Source organism: Pseudoalteromonas fuliginea, assembly GCF_000690055.1.
Lineage (GTDB): Bacteria > Pseudomonadota > Gammaproteobacteria > Enterobacterales > Alteromonadaceae > Pseudoalteromonas > Pseudoalteromonas fuliginea.
This window is the reverse complement of sequence record NZ_JJNZ01000026.1, coordinates 105496-123360: the sequence shown is the minus strand read 5'-3', so window position 1 is coordinate 123360 and position 17865 is coordinate 105496. Positions and strand designations below refer to the sequence as shown.

Below are 17865 nucleotides of genomic sequence, written 5' to 3'. Positions count from 1 at the left end.
CAAAAAAGCCCAAGTAATTTACTTGGGCTTTTTATGTTTAGAGCTTAGCTGTAACATTAAGTGTAATTATTGATGTCATTAACACTCTGCATAAAAGCAAGCGTAAGGCTCAAGCGTTAGTGTATCTTGGCTTAATTTTGCGCTGTGATGGCTAAGCTCAGTGTATTCTTTAACGATTGATGTTGGCATATCAATACTTGCTTGTTGAAAGCTTAGATTAAACATGCAAAGCATTCTTTGCGTTCCAAGGGTTCTATAAAAAGCAAGCACAGGCTCAGGCGTTTCAATAAACTCAATATCACCCTCAAGCAAAACCGTTTGCTTTTTTCGCCAGGTCATAAATTCACGGTAGGCATTTAAAATTGAGTTGTTATCATTTGTTTGCATCGCAACTGATTGTTTTTTGTGTGCATCATCTACTGGGAGCCAAGGCTTGGCTTCACTAAACCCAGCGTGCTGCGATCCAGTTTGCTCCCAAGGCATTGGCGTTCTACAGCCATCACGCCCTTTAAAGTTAGGCCAAAACGTTATGCCATACGGGTCTTGTAAGTCTTCAAAGGCAACACTTGCTTCACCTAACCCTAATTCTTCACCTTGGTACATACACACGCTGCCGCGAAGAGAAGCAAGTAGGGCGGTTAACATTTTACATTGCTGAGAGTTGATTTTACCGTTTTCGCTCCAGCGGCTTGCTACGCGCTCTACGTCATGATTGCTAAATGCCCAGCATGGCCAGCCCTCAAGCATATGTTGTTCTAGGGTTTGAACCGTAGTTCTAATATATTCACTTGAGTAATCATTTGTTAAAAGCTCAAAACTATAACCCATATGCAGTTTGTCGCCGCCTTGAGTATATTCTGCCATAGTTGCTAACGAATCTTCTGACGATATTTCCCCAAGTGATACAGTACCTGGGTATTTATTAAGTAATGCACGAATATCTTGCATAAACTCAATGTTTTCTGGCTGAGTATTGTTGTAATAATGGTACTGAAACGCATACGGATTATCTTCACTAAAACCACGGCCTTGACGCTTATCTTTTGGTTTAGCTGGATTATCGCGTAGTCGTGCATCGTGATAACAAAAATTAATAGCATCGAGTCTAAAACCATCAACGCCTTTTTTAAGCCAAAACTCTACATTATCAAGCACTGCTTTTCTTACATCTGGATTATGAAAGTTAAGATCCGGTTGTTCGGTTAAAAAATTATGCAAGTAGTATTGCCCGCGACGAGGTTCCCACTGCCAAGCCCCACCACCAAAAATAGAAAGCCAGTTATTTGGCGCTGTACCATCTTCTTTTGCATCGGCCCAAACATACCAGTCGGCTTTATCGTTTATTAAATTATCGCGGCTATCTAAAAACCACTGATGTTGATCGGAGGTGTGACTTAATACCTGATCAATAATTATTTTAATATCACGCTCATGGGCTTGGCTTATTAGCTCATCAAAATCGTTTAAATCACCAAAAAGCGGGTCAATGTCGCGGTAGTCACTAATATCGTAGCCAAAGTCTTTCATTGGCGATTTGAAAAAAGGTGAAATCCAAATAGCATCAACGCCTAAGCTTTTAATGTAATCAATACGATTAATAATTCCTTTTAAATCACCAATACCATCGTTGTTGCTATCTTGAAAGCTACGCGGATAAACCTGATAAATAACCGCACCTTTATACCACTGCTTTTGGGTCATGCTTTTCTCCGTCATTCCACACAGTATTTAGACTATTCTTATTTGTGATTAAGATTAATCACGTTATTTGAAAAAGCATACGTGAAGCCTTGAACACTGTAAAAAGCCTGCATACGTATGCACTAAAATTAATACAATTAAATTATCAAAAATAAGTACTTAGGCATCATTAAAAATGTTCGATTTGTGTGTTTTTTTGTTTACCAATTATATAATTTAGCTATTTTCTTACTCGAACTAAACCTAATAGCTTGTCCTATAAGGGAAATATATTTTATGTTTCACCTTTAATGGTCTGACCAATTCAACACTTGGTTGATGCTTAATAGTTCTTATTTTCCATAGCGGTACTAATTAGTTTCACTTTGTTTACATCAAGGTCAGTGAGCTATTAACTGTTAATAGAGTGAATTTAACGAGCAATGTTTTACAATTGAATTTATTTGTTTTTATATATAATTAAATCAATTGGTTAGTCTTTGTTTTTTCAAGTTCATGTTAATGTTAAATCCTTCTGTAACGGTTGAATACGTATGCATAAAGTTGTTAATAAAATAAAGCTGGCGTTAATATTCATCCTGACAACAAAATTAGCTCGCCTGTTTGACTATCACTCAAACAATGAATGCGGGTATCACAATATGGGTAACGGGAAACATTATGTCTATGTTCAAACCAAGTATATTAACTTTGGCATTAACAGCTGCAGGCTTATCAAGCTTTGCAACACTAGCTGCTCAAGAAAATACAATAAAAAAAGATGACGTAGAGGTTATCGAGGTTAAAGGCTTTCGTGGCAGCTTAATTGAATCTATAAACACTAAACGCTTTTCTACACAGGTTGTAGAATCTATTTCTGCAGAAGATATAGGTAAATTACCTGATTCGTCTATTGCTGAGTCTATTGCACGTTTACCAGGTTTAACTGCACAACGTTTAGATGGCCGAGCAAGTCGTGTGAGTGTTCGTGGTTTCAGTGAAGATGAAAGTGCGACCACTTTTAATGGCCGTGAGCAAGTGTCTATTGGTGACAACCGAGGCGTAGAGTTTGATCTTTACCCATCTGAAATAATGAGCGGTGTTACTGTTTATAAAACACCTAATGCCAGTATTGAAGCCGAAGGTATTGCTGGTGTCATTGACATGCAAACGGTTAAGCCTTTAAGTAAAGGTGAACGTGTTGTTATGTTTAATGGTCAGCTTGAAAAAACAAGCTTTGACAAGTTAAACCCAGATGGCGATAACCAAGGTTTCCGCGGTACTTTTTCGTATATTGACCAATTTGCAGATGACACTATTGGTGTGGCATTCGCGTATAACAAAATGAGTTCTCCAAACCAAGAAAAGCGTTGGAATTCGTGGGGGTATCCAGAATTCACAAATAATGGTAAAGATTATTCAATTTTAGGTGGTGCAAAACCTTATGTCCGTTCATCTACATTAGATCGTGACTCAGCAATGCTGGTTATAGAAGCATCTCCGAATGATCGCTTGAATATGACATTCGATGCATTATATGTTGATTTTTCTGACGAAAGAATTTTACGCGGTATTGAAATTCCATTTGCATGGGGTCAAGGTAGTATAGATCCAAACAGTGTTATTGTAGACGAAGACTCTGGTTTTATTACTAGCGCTAAGCTGCAACAAGGCCAGCGTGTTGTTGTTCGAAATGATTATGAAGAACGTAATGCTGAACTAAAGCAATTCGGTTTTAATACAAAATACGATATTAATGATGCATGGTCTGTAGAGTTTGATGCAAGTGTATCTGAAGTAGAACGTCAGCTTTGGAGTATAGAAAGCTACTCAGGAACTGGTCGCGGAGACAGTAATGGTATTGCTGATAACTTAGGTTATACCTTTAATGGTGGCAACACGGGCGCGCAATTTACCCATGAACTTGATTACAGTGACTATAACTTAATTCAACTAGGTGGACCGTTATCTTGGGGCGCAAGCTCTGCGTTAAATGATAAATACGGCCTAAATGATACGCCTTACCAAAATACAGCACAAGATGGCTTCATCAACGCACCAGAAATTAATGATGAGCTTCAAACATTAAAGTTAGCTGCTAGCAAAGTGCTTGAAAATGACTACATAAGCGCTATTAAATTTGGTATTTCGTACCGTGACCGTGAAAAAACTAAAAAGTCAGAAGGTTATTTTATGACTTTGAAAGATTTTTCACTTGATAACCCAGGAATGGTCTCAGTACCTGAAAAATACCGTTTGGGCACTGCAAGTTTAGACTTTATTGGTATGGGTAATATGATTGCTTATGACACTAATGGTCTGGTTAATGACGGTTACTACAATCTCCTACAAGAGAGCTTAACAGATCAAAAACATAAAACGCAGTCTTGGACAGTACAAGAACAAGTTACAGCTTTATTTTTGCAAGCAGATATTAATACTGAACTAGGTTCAATTCCTGTTTCAGGTAACGTTGGTGTGCGTTATGTTAAAACGGAACAATCATCACAAGGTTCTGCTGCGACGACCGAAAACGGTTTAGTTGTTGTATCTCCAACAGACATTAGCCATGATTACTCGCATGTATTACCTAGCTTAAACTTATCATTTGCAATAGATGAAGAACAAACGGTTCGTTTTGGTGCAGCTAAAACTATTTCACGTGCTCGTTTAGATGAAATGAACGCTTCTGTAAATGCAACATATAGCCCAACTCAAGACTCTAACGGTAATAACTGGAGTGTATCTGGTGGTAATCCGCAGCTTGAGCCTAAAGAAGCCACTGGTTTTGATTTAAGCTATGAAAACTATTTTCATGAAGAAGGTTATTTTGCAGCAGCGTATTTCTATAAAGATATTTCTACTTGGATTTTTGACGGTAACTACGCAATAGATATGACTGGTGTCGCTAATCCATCAACAGGTGAAATACCAGCAAATAGCCAAGGTTCTGGCTCAGGCAAAGTAAATGGTGGCGGAGGTGACCTTTGGGGTTACGAGCTATCTCTTTCTTTACCATTGAGTATATTTAGTTCATCACTGGAAGGCTTTGGCTTAATTGCCAGCCATACTGGTGTAGAGCAAGATATTGAAGATCAAAATGGGAATGAATATGAACTGCCAGGTTTATCAGAGAAGATCGATAGCTTAACTTTTTATTACGAAAGAAATGGCTTTCAAGCGCGTACAAGTATGCGTAAACGCTCTGACTTTAAAGGTAATGTTAACGGCTTAGGACTTGCGGCTACGCAAGTAGATATTAAAGGCGAAACAATTTGGGATATTCAAACTGGATATGATTTTGCTGAATCTGGCTTACAAGGTCTGGAAGGGTTATCTGTTACATTCCAAATTCAAAACTTAACCGAAGAGCCATTTACTTCGCTTTCGGGTGATAACAATTTACAAGTACGTGACTACCAAGATTACGGTCGCACTTACTTGTTAGGCTTTAGCTACAAGCTATAATAAAAATGGTGTGTAGAAGCCCTTGTGATTTATTTTACAAGGGCTTTTTTATAGCTACTTTACCTAACTTTTTAATCATACTTTGATTTAATAAAACGTGGATAATAAGATGAAATCAATAAAACACGTCGTGATCGCAGGCGGTGGTACCGCAGGTTGGATAACTGCAGCACTGCTTAATAAAGTGTTAGGTAAAGTAATTAATATCACATTGATAGAGTCATCATCTATTGGCACCGTGGGAGTTGGAGAAGCAACCATACCACCTATTATCCAACTTAATAACGCATTAGGCATTAACGAAAAAGAGTTTATAAATGAAACCAACGCAACAATTAAACTCGGTATTGAATTCGAAAACTGGAAAACCCCCTCTCACAGCTACATGCATGCTTTTGGCTCATTTGGAAAAGACTTTCCTTTTTGCGATTTTTACAATTTTTGGGTAAAGGGAAATATTACAGGCTCTGAAGATAGCCTATGGGATTTTTCGTTAAATTATCAAGCTGCTAAACAGCATAAATTTGCACCATTAAATACCATCCTTAATACGCAATTGCCTGGCCTAAGTTACGCTTATCATTTTGATGCAACACTCTACGCTGAATATTTAAAAAAGCTGGCAATATCGCGCGGTGTAAAACACATTGATGCCAAAATTAGTGAGGTTACACAATGTTTAGCAACGGGTAATGTAGAAACACTCATACTCGATGATAATAAGCAAATCAACGGTGATTTATTTATAGATTGCACAGGGTTGCGTGCGTTGCTTATTGAGAAAACACTCAATACCGGATTTGTAGATTGGTCTCATTATTTACCATGCGATAGTGCCATCGCAGTACAAACAAAATCAAACGATGAATTAAAACCTTATACGCAATCAATTGCGCACAGTGCCGGTTGGCAGTGGCAAATTCCGTTACAAAGCCGAATAGGCAATGGCTTGGTTTATTGTAGTCGTTATTTATCGGATGAAGACGCAAAGGCGTTGTTGCTTAATAACTTACCGGCAGATCCAATAACAGAACCTAGATTTATTAAATTCAAAACAGGTAGACGTGTAAAACAATGGCATAAAAATGTAGTCGCGGTTGGTTTATCAAGTGGCTTTTTAGAGCCATTGGAATCTACAAGCATTCACCTAATTCAAAGCGCAGTTACACGGCTGATCAAATTATTTCCACACCATGGTATCAGCGATGCGTTAGCAAGCGAGTTTAATAAACAAAGCGTGACAGAAATAGAGCACATGCGCGATTTTATTATTTTGCATTACAAACTTACAGAGCGGGGCGACTCTGCATTTTGGCGTCAGTGTAAGCAAATGGAAATTCCCGACTCATTGACTCATAAACTCAGTTTATTTAAACACACAGGCAAGGTAGTCCGTGAAAACGACGAGTTATTTGCTGAAGTTGCTTGGCAGCAAGTGTTTATAGGCCAGGGCCTTATCCCCGATGATTACAACAGTATTGTAGATTCACTCAGTAGTGAACAACTTAACGATTTATTTTCTACATTAAAAACGCTTATTACTTCAACGGTAGAGCAGTTACCCACTCATAAAGATTTTTTAAAAGAAATCAAAAAGGCCTAATGATGCGATTTTTAAACACACTTTTACTTGTAAGTGCATGTACCTTACCAACCATTAGCTACGCACTTGACGTTGAACCGGCCAATTGGTGGGTAGGTATGAATAAAAGCACTATAACCATCATGGTGCATGAAAAAAACATTTCTAACGAGCAAATTAAATTAGCTAAATACAATGGCGTTAAGTTAAATAAAATAACGCGTACAGATAACCCTAATTATGTATTTTTAAATATAACCATTTCCGATGCCGCTAAAGCGGGAACGCTTGAATTTAATAGCAGCGAAACGAACCAACGTTTTGAATTTCCGCTACTTGCACGTGATAAAAACAGTGCAAAGCGCCAAGGGTTTACATCAGCCGATACTCTTTATCTAATTAACCCCGATCGTTTTGCTAATGGTGATGAGCAAAACGATACTGTCCCTAGCATGCTAGAAGCCGCTGATCCTACTACAAAGGGCGGGCGACACGGTGGTGATATACAAGGTGTTATTAATGCATTGCCATATTTAAAAGATTTAGGTGTAACGCAGTTGTGGTTAACGCCGGTGCTTGAAAACAACATGCCCGATTACTCTTATCACGGTTATGCTATTACTGATTTTTATAACGTAGACCCACGCATGGGTTCTAATTCACTTTATAAATTGCTCTCAGTAAAGGCCAAAGAGCAGGGTATAGGCTTGGTAATGGATATGGTGCTTAATCACTTTGGTGCTGAGCATACATGGATGAAGGATAAACCGAGCAAAGATTGGATCAACTTTAATGGCGAATTTGAAAATGGTAAAAATGCGACAAGCCATGCCCGCCAAACAATTCAAGACCCACACGCAAGCGATTACGATAAACGCCAGTTTAACGATGGCTGGTTTGTAGCCAGCATGCCGGATTTAAACCAGCGCCAACCACTTTTAAGCGAATATTTAATTCAAAATGCGATTTGGTGGATTGAATACGCAGATTTAAGTGGTATTCGCGTTGATACTTACTCTTACTCAGATAAAGCATTTTTGAGCGATTGGACAAAAGCAATTATGCAAGAGTATCCGGATTTTAATATTGTAGGAGAAGAGTGGACCTCTAACCCTGCTATTGCCTCTTACTGGCAACGTGGTAAGCATAACCAAGATGGCTATACATCAAGCCTACCAAGCGTTATGGACTTTTCGTTGCAAGAGGCGGTAATTCAAGCGCTAAATGAAGATGAAAGTTGGAACACCGGTTGGGTTAAAGTATATGAATCGTTAGCTAATGATTTTTTATACCCTGATACCAATAACATTATGGTATTTGCAGATAATCACGATATGAGCCGCGTTTACACTGAACTTGGCCAAGACGAAGCCAAAACTAAAATGGCAATGACCTTGTTTTTAACCACACGAGGTATAGCCCAAATGTACTACGGTACGGAAGTGCTATTAGATAACACCCCAAGTAAAGACCATGGTGATATTAGAATAGACTTCCCAGGTGGATTTAAAGGCCAAACTCGTAACGCCTTTACGGGCGAGGGGCTAACAAAACAGCAAAAAGAGATGCATAAAACAATTAGCACCTTGCTTAACTTTAGAAAAGGCAGCACTGCGCTTGATAAAGGAAAGCTTGTACACTTTACGCCTCAACAAGGTGTGTATAGTTACGCGCGTATTAGCGACGAGCAAACTGTGTTGGTATTTATGAATAAAAACACAAAAGAGCTCACTAAGAATATTGAGTATATGCAGGAAGTAATACCAAAAAATGCCAAAGCACTAAACTTATTCACCCACAAAACAAAGATGCTGGGTAGTGCAGTTACTCTACCGGCTATGAGTGCAACGGTATTAATTATAAATACCTCTCAATAGTTTACCTGAATACGTATGCAGCAACTGTATGGTTGCTGCAGTAATCTTTAGTATAAAGTAATAACAATACTGACAAAAAAGACACACAATGAAAAAATCAGTTTATGTATCCGCAGTACTGTGTAGCGCACTTATTTCTACAGGGTGTTCAGAGAATAACAAACCTGAGCAACCGCAAGCGCCTGCATACACAAAAAGTGAGCTTACCAAGCCGGTTGTATATCAAGTATTTACTCGCTTGTTTGGTAATACCGAAACAGCCAATGTTTCATGGGGCACTAAAGAGCAAAATGGCGTAGGTAAGTTTGCCGATTTTAACGATGCCGCCCTCAAAGGTATAAAGGAGCTGGGAACAACGCACGTTTGGTATACCGGCGTATTACACCACGCCTTAGTAGCCGATTATAGCGATTATGGGATTTCTCAAGACGACCCTGATGTTGTAAAAGGACGAGCAGGTTCGCCATATGCAATAAAAGATTATTATGATGTAAATCCTGATTTAGCAATTAACGTGACGAATCGTATGGGAGAGTTTAGCCAGCTCATTGAGCGTACGCACAGCCATGGCATGAAAGTCATTATTGATATAGTGCCTAACCATGTTGCGCGAAATTATCAATCATTAGGAAAGCCTAAAGGGGTTGAAGATTTTGGCGCGCAAGACGACACCAGTAAAACGTACGATAAAAACAACAATTTTTACTATGTGCCTGGGCAGTCATTTCAAGTGCCTACCTCTACAACCTATAAAGTGCTAGGCGGGAATGCTCATCCTCTTGTTGATGGTTTTTTTGATGAAACACCCGCCAAATGGACAGGTAATGGTGCTCGATCTCCAAAACCAGATATGAACGATTGGTACGAAACAGTAAAAGTGAATTACGGTGTAAAGCCTGATGGCAGCTACGACTTTGTAGAGTTACCAAATGAATACAAAAATAAAGATTACCGTGCTCACTACGCGTTTTGGCAAGATAAAGAGCTCCCTAACAGCTGGTACAAATTTAGAGACATTGCGCTTTTTTGGTTAGATAAAGGTGTTGATGGCTTTAGGTACGACATGGCCGAAATGGTGCCGGTTGAATTTTGGAGCTTTTTAAACTCATCAATAAAAATGCAAAAACCTGATGCATTTTTACTTGCCGAAGTTTACAACCCAAAAATGTACCGTGCTTATATCCATCAAGGTAAAATGGACTATTTATACGATAAGGTCGGTTTTTACGATACCTTAAAAGCAATTATGCAAAGCAAGCAACCTGCAAACGCTATTTTTGATGCGCAGCAACAGGTTGCGGATATTGAACAGCACATGCTGCACTTTTTAGAAAATCACGATGAACAGCGTATCGCAAGCCCAGACTTTGCAGGCAAAGCCGTGTGGGGTAAACCAGCCATGGTGGTTTCAAACCTGATTAGCCGTGCACCAACCTTATTATATTTTGGCCAAGATGTAGGGGAGGATGGATCTGAATATGCAGGCTTTGGCTTACCAACCCGCACCAGTATTTTTGATTACATTGGCGTACCAGCGCATCAAGCATGGATGAATAGCGGTAAGTTTGACGGCGCTAATTTAACAAAAGAGCAGTCAGCACTTCGTGATTACTATAAAGCCATTCTGTCACTTAATAGTTTACCTGCAGTGGTGGGCGGTGAAATGAGTGAGCTTAGTGTTACAGGAAGTGAGCGAATTGTAGGCTTTACCCGCAAACTTGGCCAACAAATGCTTTACGTATTAAGTAACTTTAGCGAACAATCTCAAACAATGACGGTTAATTTATCAAAAGTGCAATTAGCGGGACTCAGCGAATACACTCAATTGCATGACTTACTTGAGCAGCATAGCACCGAGATTACATCAGGGTCTCAAGGCGCAACCTTCACACTTACACTTGATGCATTTAGCAGCGCAGTATTAACAAATAAGGCTAATAATGAATAATCAAAATAATAGCGACAAGCCAACTCTAAGCTTTTGGCAAATATGGAACATGTGTTTTGGCTTTTTAGGCATACAGTTTGGTTTTGCCCTGCAAAACGGTAACGTGAGCCGAATATTTCAAACCCTTGGCGCACAAGTGGATGATATTCCTATTTTATGGGTAGCAGCACCGCTAACCGGTTTAATTGTGCAACCTATTATTGGTTATTGGAGTGATAAAACGTGGTGTCGTTTTGGTCGTCGTCGTCCATTTTTCTTTTTGGGTGCAATATTAACAACCATTGCATTGTTTATTATGCCGCATTCGCCAACATTGTGGATTGCTGCTGGTATGTTGTGGATTATGGATGCGTCAATTAACGTAACCATGGAACCATTTAGAGCGCTTGTAGGCGATAACTTGCCAGAAAAGCAACGCGCTACCGGTTACGGGTTACAAAGTTTTTTTATTGGTATAGGTGCAGTTTTGGCATCAGCACTGCCATGGATGATGACAAATTGGTTTGATGTGAGTAACACGGCAGCTATTGGTGAAATACCAGACTCAGTTAAGTACTCATTTTACTGGGGTGGCGTTGTTTTACTAGCTGCTGTGTTGTGGACTGTTGCAAAAACAAAAGAATACACACCTGAGCAATTAGCTAAATTTGAGGCACAAAAAGGGCCAGTTGTAACGGCTGAAATTGCTGATATTAACTACAATAAAGGCGGCATTATATTTGTTGTATTAGGCCTTGCAACACTTGCCCTAGTGATGGGCTTAGCGCTTGAAAAAGAACTTTATTTATTAGCGGGTGGCTTACTTGCCTTTGGCATTGTGCAGTGGATAGCTGGTTTATTAAAAGCTAAAAATCACACTCAAGGGGGCTTTTATCAAGTAGTGCAAGATGTATTTACAATGCCAACTGCGATGAAGCAATTAGCTTGGGTGCAATTTTTTAGTTGGTTTACCTTATTTGCGATGTGGATTTATACCACGTCGGCAGTAACAAGCTTTCATTATGGGAGTAGCGATACAACATCAAAAGCGTTTAACGATGGCGCTGATTGGGTCGGTATTTTATTTGCGGCTTACAATGGATTCGCTGCTATTGCCGCAATGTGCATTCCATTCTTAGTTAAAAAAATGGGCTTAAAAGGCGCGCATTGTTTTAACTTATTACTAGGCGCACTAGGCCTTGCCAGCTTTATGTTTATAACAGACCCCAAAATGCTGCTTATTCCTATGATTGGTGTTGGTTTTGCGTGGGCTTCAATATTGTCACTGCCTTATGCAATGCTAAGTAACTCATTACCGAGTAATAAAATGGGTGTTTATATGGGAATATTTAACTTCTTTATTGTTATTCCACAGCTACTTGCAGCCAGTATTTTAGGGCTTATTTTGAGTCATGTGTTTTCTAATCAGCCCATTTACGCTTTGTTAATTGGTGCTGCGTCATTTGTATTAGCAGCCATTGCTGTTATGCGCGTTAAAAATTCTAATTAAGAGTAAAAAAATGAAAAACTATAACCTAATTACTATTTCATTATTAGCACTTGGATTAACTGCATGCGGTGCTCAAAATACGAATCAGTCACAAACAGTACAAACATCTAAAACAACTGCGCCTGGTGCTCCGGGCAGCGACCCGTTTTGGTCATACGCAGGTAAAACAGGGATTGGCACATCGTACGAGCAATACCAAAATGGTCATTACACAAGTGATGCACCAACAGGTGTAGTATCAAAAGTCTGGTTTTCAATTGCTAAAGGCATGATCACCGAAACTATGTTTGGCCTTATTCATCAAGCACAAATAAAAGATATGCAATTTGTGGTAACAGGAAAAGACTTTACTGTTAGCGAAGCAGACGATCTTGATGTCACTATTGATTATCTATACAAAGACGAGCAAGGCCGTCCGTTATCACTTGCTTATAAAATAGTAAGTAAAGATAAACAAGGCAGATTCACTCTTGAAAAACACGTTTTTACCGATCCTGATGGGCAAAGTTTATTTGTTCGTAGCGTGTTTAATACCGACCTTAAAGACGTTAAAGCCTATGTTGTGGTAAATCCATATATTGATAATAATGGCCTTGATGATTTTGCAAAAACTACCGAGCAAGGTTTAGTTGCTTGGCAAGGTGACAACTACTTAACATTGCAAGCAAATACTGAATTTGGCGCAAAAACGGTTGGCTTTACGGGTGTAAGCGATGGTTTGGATGAGCTTAAAAAGTCACAATCATTAAATACCAGCTATAGCAATACTGGTGAGCAGTCAGGTAATGTCAGTTTACTTGCTGAGCTTGGCAATATTGAAAGTAATACCACGTTTGATTTAGTACTGAGCTTTGCACATAACGAGCAACAAAGTGCAGAGCAGGGCGCCCAAACATTAGCAAAAGGTTATCAAAGTGTACTTGATAACTACAATGGTGAAGGTGCGGCATTTGGTTGGCAAGATTACCTACAAAGCCTTACACCTATTAATAAAATGACGGGGCAAACGGCCGATAACGGTAAGTTACTTTATACCAGCGCAATGGTATTAAAAGCACAAGAAGACAAAACGCACGCAGGTGCGCTTATTGCGTCGTTGTCTAATCCGTGGGGCGAAACCGTATCGGCTAAAATAGGCTCAACTGGTTATAAAGCCGTGTGGGTACGAGATTTCTACCAAGTAGCTATGGCATTTATGGCACTGGGTGATACAGCTACAGCAAAAATAGCATTCGAATACCTTGAAAAAGTTCAAGTTAATAGCAAAACGCCAGGTAACAATGGAGATACAGGCTGGTTTTTACAAAAAACACATGTCGATGGCGAACTAGAATGGGTGGGTGTACAGCTTGATCAAACTGCGATGCCAATTATGCTTGCGTGGAAATTACACCAAGCAAATGTACTTAGTGATGCCGAGCTTAAAGACTGGTACGCACGTATGTTAAAACCAGCGGCGGATTTTTTAGTCGAGGGCGGCCTTGCTAAAATTTTGTGGAACGACACGCAAATTACACCACCGGCAACACAACAAGAGCGCTGGGAAGAGCAAAGCGGTTATTCGCCTTCAACTACAGCCGCAATAGTAGCAGGCCTTGTTACAGCCAGTGATATAGCAGCGCTTAATGGCGATGATAAAAACGCACAGCGCTACCTAGCTACGGCTAAAAAATACAGCAACGATATTGAATCGCAAATGTTTACCACTAAAGGTAACTTAAAAGGCGAAAATAGTGATGGTGAATACTTTATTCGTATAGGCCAAGATACCGATGCAAACTCAGACACTAAAATTAACGCTAATAATGGCCGTGAAGGTTTTAACAAAAAGCAAATTTTAGATGGCGGCTTCTTAGAACTAGTACGCTATGGCTTACGTGGTGCTAACGACGAAAGCATTGTTAAAACATTGCCTGAGTACGATGACGAAACGCTTGAAGATAACCTACAAGTTAAATACAGCTTTAGCTTTGACGACGGCAGCGGCACATTTGCAGGCTACCGTCGCTACGGTAATGATGGCTACGGCGAAGATGAAGTAACCGGTACTAATTACGCAGAGGGTGGCAGTAATACACCAGGCCAACGTGGTCGTGTATGGCCGTTTTTCACCGGTGAGCGTGGTCACTATGAAATAGCTGCAGCTAATGCGAACAACGCTCTGGATGATGCTAAACAAGCGCAAATTAAAAACAGCTATGTTAAAGGCTTAGAGCAATTTGCCAATGAAGGCATGATGTTACCAGAGCAAGTATGGGACGGCGTTGGTGTAAACAAAGCAGGTTATACACTGGGCGAAGGGACTAATTCAGCAACACCTCTAGCTTGGACACACGCAGAATACATTAAGCTGGTACGCTCACTCAGTGATAAACAAGTATGGGATCACTACCCAGTTGTTAAAAAAGCACTAAAATAGTAATTTTTCATATTTTTAAATTTAAAAGCCATGGTTTATAACCATGGCTTTTTAGTATCTGTGACCTAAGAGTTGTTAAGCTGACCTCCTTGCTTTTAGTTCATCAAATCTGATTATCCATAAAGCGTATGTTCACCTCAATCGGAACACTTTTATTGTGGCTGGTTGATCTTTCAGGATTTAAATGTGTTTTATCTAAATGCGGCTTAACCGAGGCGTAAGGAGTGTAACCTAATGGAGCTGGTAACGGCTCCTGCGCTAATATAATGACTTACATCGCCTATGGTGAATAACCTCGACCCATAAGCGCCAATTTGCCTAAAATCAGACATACTGCTGTAAATTTAACCTCGAAAGGTAAATAGGCTCTAGTTAATTTATATCTATTTAACCTGAATTCTGGTTAAGAGATTTATGAACATATTGAACCACAATGATAGTTAAACTTATTTATCTCAAGCAGTTATTATCCAAAGTTCAGGTTATTTAATAACGATAAATATGACAATTTAATTTTTATTTACGTGTAATTTACTCGGGTTGTATTGCCAGTGCTTCGCTTTACCGTATTAGGGTAGTCAATGGGTGTAACTAATTTGTAACCTGTTAACAGGTAGTAAATAAAGCTGTTTTACATGCCTCTGACAACCCACACAAATTGAAAGGTGATACCCGTGCAAAAAATAAACACAATAACTTTGGCAATCGCACTTGCTTGTTCGTTGCCTAGTATTGCTCAAGAGTCTTTAGCAGATCAAAGCAATAGTAACGAGGTTAAAAAAAATGACACTGCATTAGAAGTTATATCGGTAACGGCGACTAAGCGTAAAACAAGGTTAATGGAAACACCCGTCGCAATTACAGCGTTAACATCGGCACAATTAAAACAAAGTGGTGTTAATAATATAAGGGATATAGCAAATCTTGTACCTGGGCTTGATATATCAACGGCAACAGATCAATCAGCACCAGTTATATCTATGCGAGGCGTGCGCTCTACCAATATTACTGAACTTGGCGACCCTGCTGTTGGCGTGCATTTAGATGGAATTTATTCACCAAGAATGCAAGGTGCTTTAGCATTAATGTACGATGTTGAGCGTATTGAAGCACTACGTGGACCACAAGGTACGCTGTTTGGCAGAAACTCGACCGTTGGTAGCATTAATGTTATTTCTGCAAAACCTGATTTTACTGATGATTATGGTAGTGTAACGTTAGAAGCGGGCAAATATAATACACGCAGTGCGGAAGGTTTTTATAACTTTTCAGTTAGCGACGATTTTGCGGTCCGTATTGCAGCTAAAGGGTTAAAACGTGATTCTTATTTGGAAGGTTATTACGATCCTAACCAATACGATACTCGCAGATTAAGTGATGCAGTACTAAATACAGACGTTATTTCACAAGATTCATATCAAAACATTGGCAGTACACTTACTCAACGAGAGAATTGGTGGATAGATGCAGCTGGTACCAACCCAGAGTCGCAGCAAGTTCGCGCGTTAACAGAAGCTGACAAATCAGATTTTTATAATAGTGCTAATGAGTATTCATTTAGAGTAAGTACGTTATGGTCGCCTTTAGATGGTAATTTCACCAACCATACCGTATTTCAAAAATATGTTAACGACAGTGGTAATAATGTTGATTTGGTAAACTGCGATAAATTACGAGGTCGCCCAACAGAGTACGGTGGCGATTGTTCAAACTTTTTACCTTCAGATAATACATATCAAGCGGTTGTGAATGTACCCGGTGAACTTAAATTAGATATAACGTATTTACGTAACACTCTTAATTATGCATTAACAGACGATCTTGATTTAGTGTGGTTAGTGGGCTTTGAAGACATGGAGCGCTCTTCAAAGCAAGATAGCGAAGCGGGTTTAGATGTTTGGGATGGTGCAACTTATTTTTTAGACGGTACTGGCGCTAAATCTTATTCTACGGAGCTACAACTACAATCATCGGATATGTCTGACCTTACTTGGATTATGGGCGTTAACTATTTTCACGAAAAAACCACAACGCTCGGGTATTACGATAATCCAATGGACGATAAAGTATTTTGGGATCAACCTGATAGATCAACCGATGCATTCGCATTTTTTGCACAAGCTACGTATAAAATAACCCCCAAACTGCACGCCACGCTGGGGTATCGCTTTAGTGATGAAACAAAAGAAGATAAAGGCGGGCGCTCTTATCGTTGCTCAAATGCTGATGGCTGCGCGCCGGGTTGGTTTAATCGTACTGATTTAAATAACTTGCCAGCAGATTACTTTGAAGATCCTACTATTTACGCATCATTTTTTGAAAATGACAACAAAGGCAGTTGGACGCACCATGACTTTAGAGTGGGTTTAGATTACGACTTGAGCCCCGATACAATGCTTTATACTTATTTAGCAAGCGGCTTTAAAGCCGGTGGTATTGGCGATGTGTTTGAAGTAGTAAACGATAGAACCTCTGAAGTAAATCGATTCGAAACGCAATTTGATCCAGAAGAAGTATTAACATGGGAAATAGGCGCTAAATCGAGCTTTTTTGATAACTCGTTAAATCTACAAGCTGCATTTTTCTACACAGATTACACAGACATGCAGTATGCATCTGTTGGTTCTATTGGTAACGTTGAGCGTCTTTCTGCTGTTGAGGATAATGATGGCAGGCCTATTTTGGATGGCTCAGGAAACCCTGTATTAGATTACATAAATCAGCCTGTTATAGCGTATTACACACAAAATGTACCTGGTTCTACTATTAAAGGAATTGAGCTCGAATTTGATTGGAAGCCATATCCAAACGGTCGAATTACGGGATATGTAACCTGGACAGAGGCTCAAGTAACAGACGATTGGTTTACAAAGTGGGACTACGATGCTGAGTATTTATTTGATATTTCTTATGAGGACTCACTCAATCCTGAAAATCCTTTGTTACAAACTAATTTAAAAGGCAATGACTTGGCGATGACGCCTAAATTTACTGCTAATTTAAGTTACACGCATAGTTTTGATTTTGGTGAATACGGGTTTATACACAGCTGGTTTAATGTAAGTTGGAAGGATAAATCATATTCAACAGTTTGGAACGTTGATAAACACCTCGATGATATGGAGTTTGCCATCTCTGATGAAGCAACGCGTTATATAGATGACTCCCGTGATAGCTTTGCAATGTTTAATGCCTCTTTAAAATATGAACCGCAAAGCCAAAAATGGTTTGCAGAAGCGTTCATTAGTAACGCCAGTGACGAAACTGTTCAGCATTGGAACAGTACCTCTAAAGGCTTTGCTAAAGGTAGTTTTGGTATGCCTAGGTACTATGGTGCAAAAGTAGGGTTTAACTTTTAACCTATAGTGTTAAATATAGTATTAAAACGTACGTCCTGTGCTT

The 17865-nt window shown here is 39.4% G+C and carries 8 protein-coding genes; 7 read left to right on the top strand and 1 reads right to left on the bottom strand.

The window, feature by feature from the left end:
- Positions 1–78 precede the first annotated feature (78 nt).
- Positions 79–1701: an alpha-glucosidase family protein gene (locus DC53_RS11410; RefSeq protein WP_033029479.1), complete on the bottom strand. Its 1623-nt coding sequence runs from the start codon at positions 1699–1701 to the stop codon at positions 79–81.
- 660 nt (positions 1702–2361) lie between these two features.
- Between DC53_RS11410 and DC53_RS11415 the strand changes: the two genes are divergently transcribed.
- The 7 genes from DC53_RS11415 to DC53_RS11445 all read left to right on the top strand — a co-directional run bounded on the left by DC53_RS11415 (position 2362) and on the right by DC53_RS11445 (position 17822).
- A complete protein-coding gene (locus DC53_RS11415; protein WP_033029477.1) occupies positions 2362–5148 on the top strand; it encodes a TonB-dependent receptor in 2787 nt (928 codons plus the stop codon).
- A 109-nt stretch (positions 5149–5257) separates the two neighbouring features.
- On the top strand, positions 5258–6751 hold the full coding sequence (locus DC53_RS11420; protein WP_033029475.1) for a tryptophan halogenase family protein: 1494 nt from the start codon (positions 5258–5260) through the stop codon (positions 6749–6751).
- Positions 6751–8607: a glycoside hydrolase family 13 protein gene (locus tag DC53_RS11425; RefSeq protein ID WP_033029473.1), complete on the top strand. Its 1857-nt coding sequence runs from the start codon at positions 6751–6753 to the stop codon at positions 8605–8607. The genes DC53_RS11420 and DC53_RS11425 overlap by 1 nt, the downstream gene beginning before the upstream one ends.
- 88 nt (positions 8608–8695) lie before the next feature.
- The gene (locus DC53_RS11430; protein WP_033029470.1) at positions 8696–10555 is read left to right on the top strand and encodes an alpha-amylase family protein; all 1860 of its coding nucleotides are present in this window, start codon (positions 8696–8698) and stop codon (positions 10553–10555) included.
- The gene (locus DC53_RS11435) at positions 10548–12044 is read left to right on the top strand and encodes an MFS transporter (RefSeq protein WP_007375372.1); all 1497 of its coding nucleotides are present in this window, start codon (positions 10548–10550) and stop codon (positions 12042–12044) included. Before DC53_RS11430 ends, DC53_RS11435 begins: the two co-directional genes overlap by 8 nt.
- A gap of 10 nt (positions 12045–12054) precedes the next feature.
- Positions 12055–14463 (top strand): glycoside hydrolase family 15 protein, encoded by a 2409-nt coding sequence (locus tag DC53_RS11440; protein WP_033029468.1) that lies wholly within the window; start codon positions 12055–12057, stop codon positions 14461–14463.
- A 674-nt stretch (positions 14464–15137) separates the two neighbouring features.
- Positions 15138–17822, top strand: coding sequence for a TonB-dependent receptor (locus tag DC53_RS11445; RefSeq protein WP_033029466.1), 2685 nt, complete (start codon positions 15138–15140; stop codon positions 17820–17822).
- Positions 17823–17865: the final 43 nt, after the last annotated feature.

Coding starts and splice junctions, on each gene's coding strand:
- DC53_RS11410 (WP_033029479.1), bottom strand. CDS start 1,701: ATGACCCAAAAGCAGTGGTATAAAGGTGCGGTTATTTATCAGGTTTAT.
- DC53_RS11415 (WP_033029477.1), top strand. CDS start 2,362: ATGTCTATGTTCAAACCAAGTATATTAACTTTGGCATTAACAGCTGCA.
- DC53_RS11420 (WP_033029475.1), top strand. CDS start 5,258: ATGAAATCAATAAAACACGTCGTGATCGCAGGCGGTGGTACCGCAGGT.
- DC53_RS11425 (WP_033029473.1), top strand. CDS start 6,751: ATGATGCGATTTTTAAACACACTTTTACTTGTAAGTGCATGTACCTTA.
- DC53_RS11430 (WP_033029470.1), top strand. CDS start 8,696: ATGAAAAAATCAGTTTATGTATCCGCAGTACTGTGTAGCGCACTTATT.
- DC53_RS11435 (WP_007375372.1), top strand. CDS start 10,548: ATGAATAATCAAAATAATAGCGACAAGCCAACTCTAAGCTTTTGGCAA.
- DC53_RS11440 (WP_033029468.1), top strand. CDS start 12,055: ATGAAAAACTATAACCTAATTACTATTTCATTATTAGCACTTGGATTA.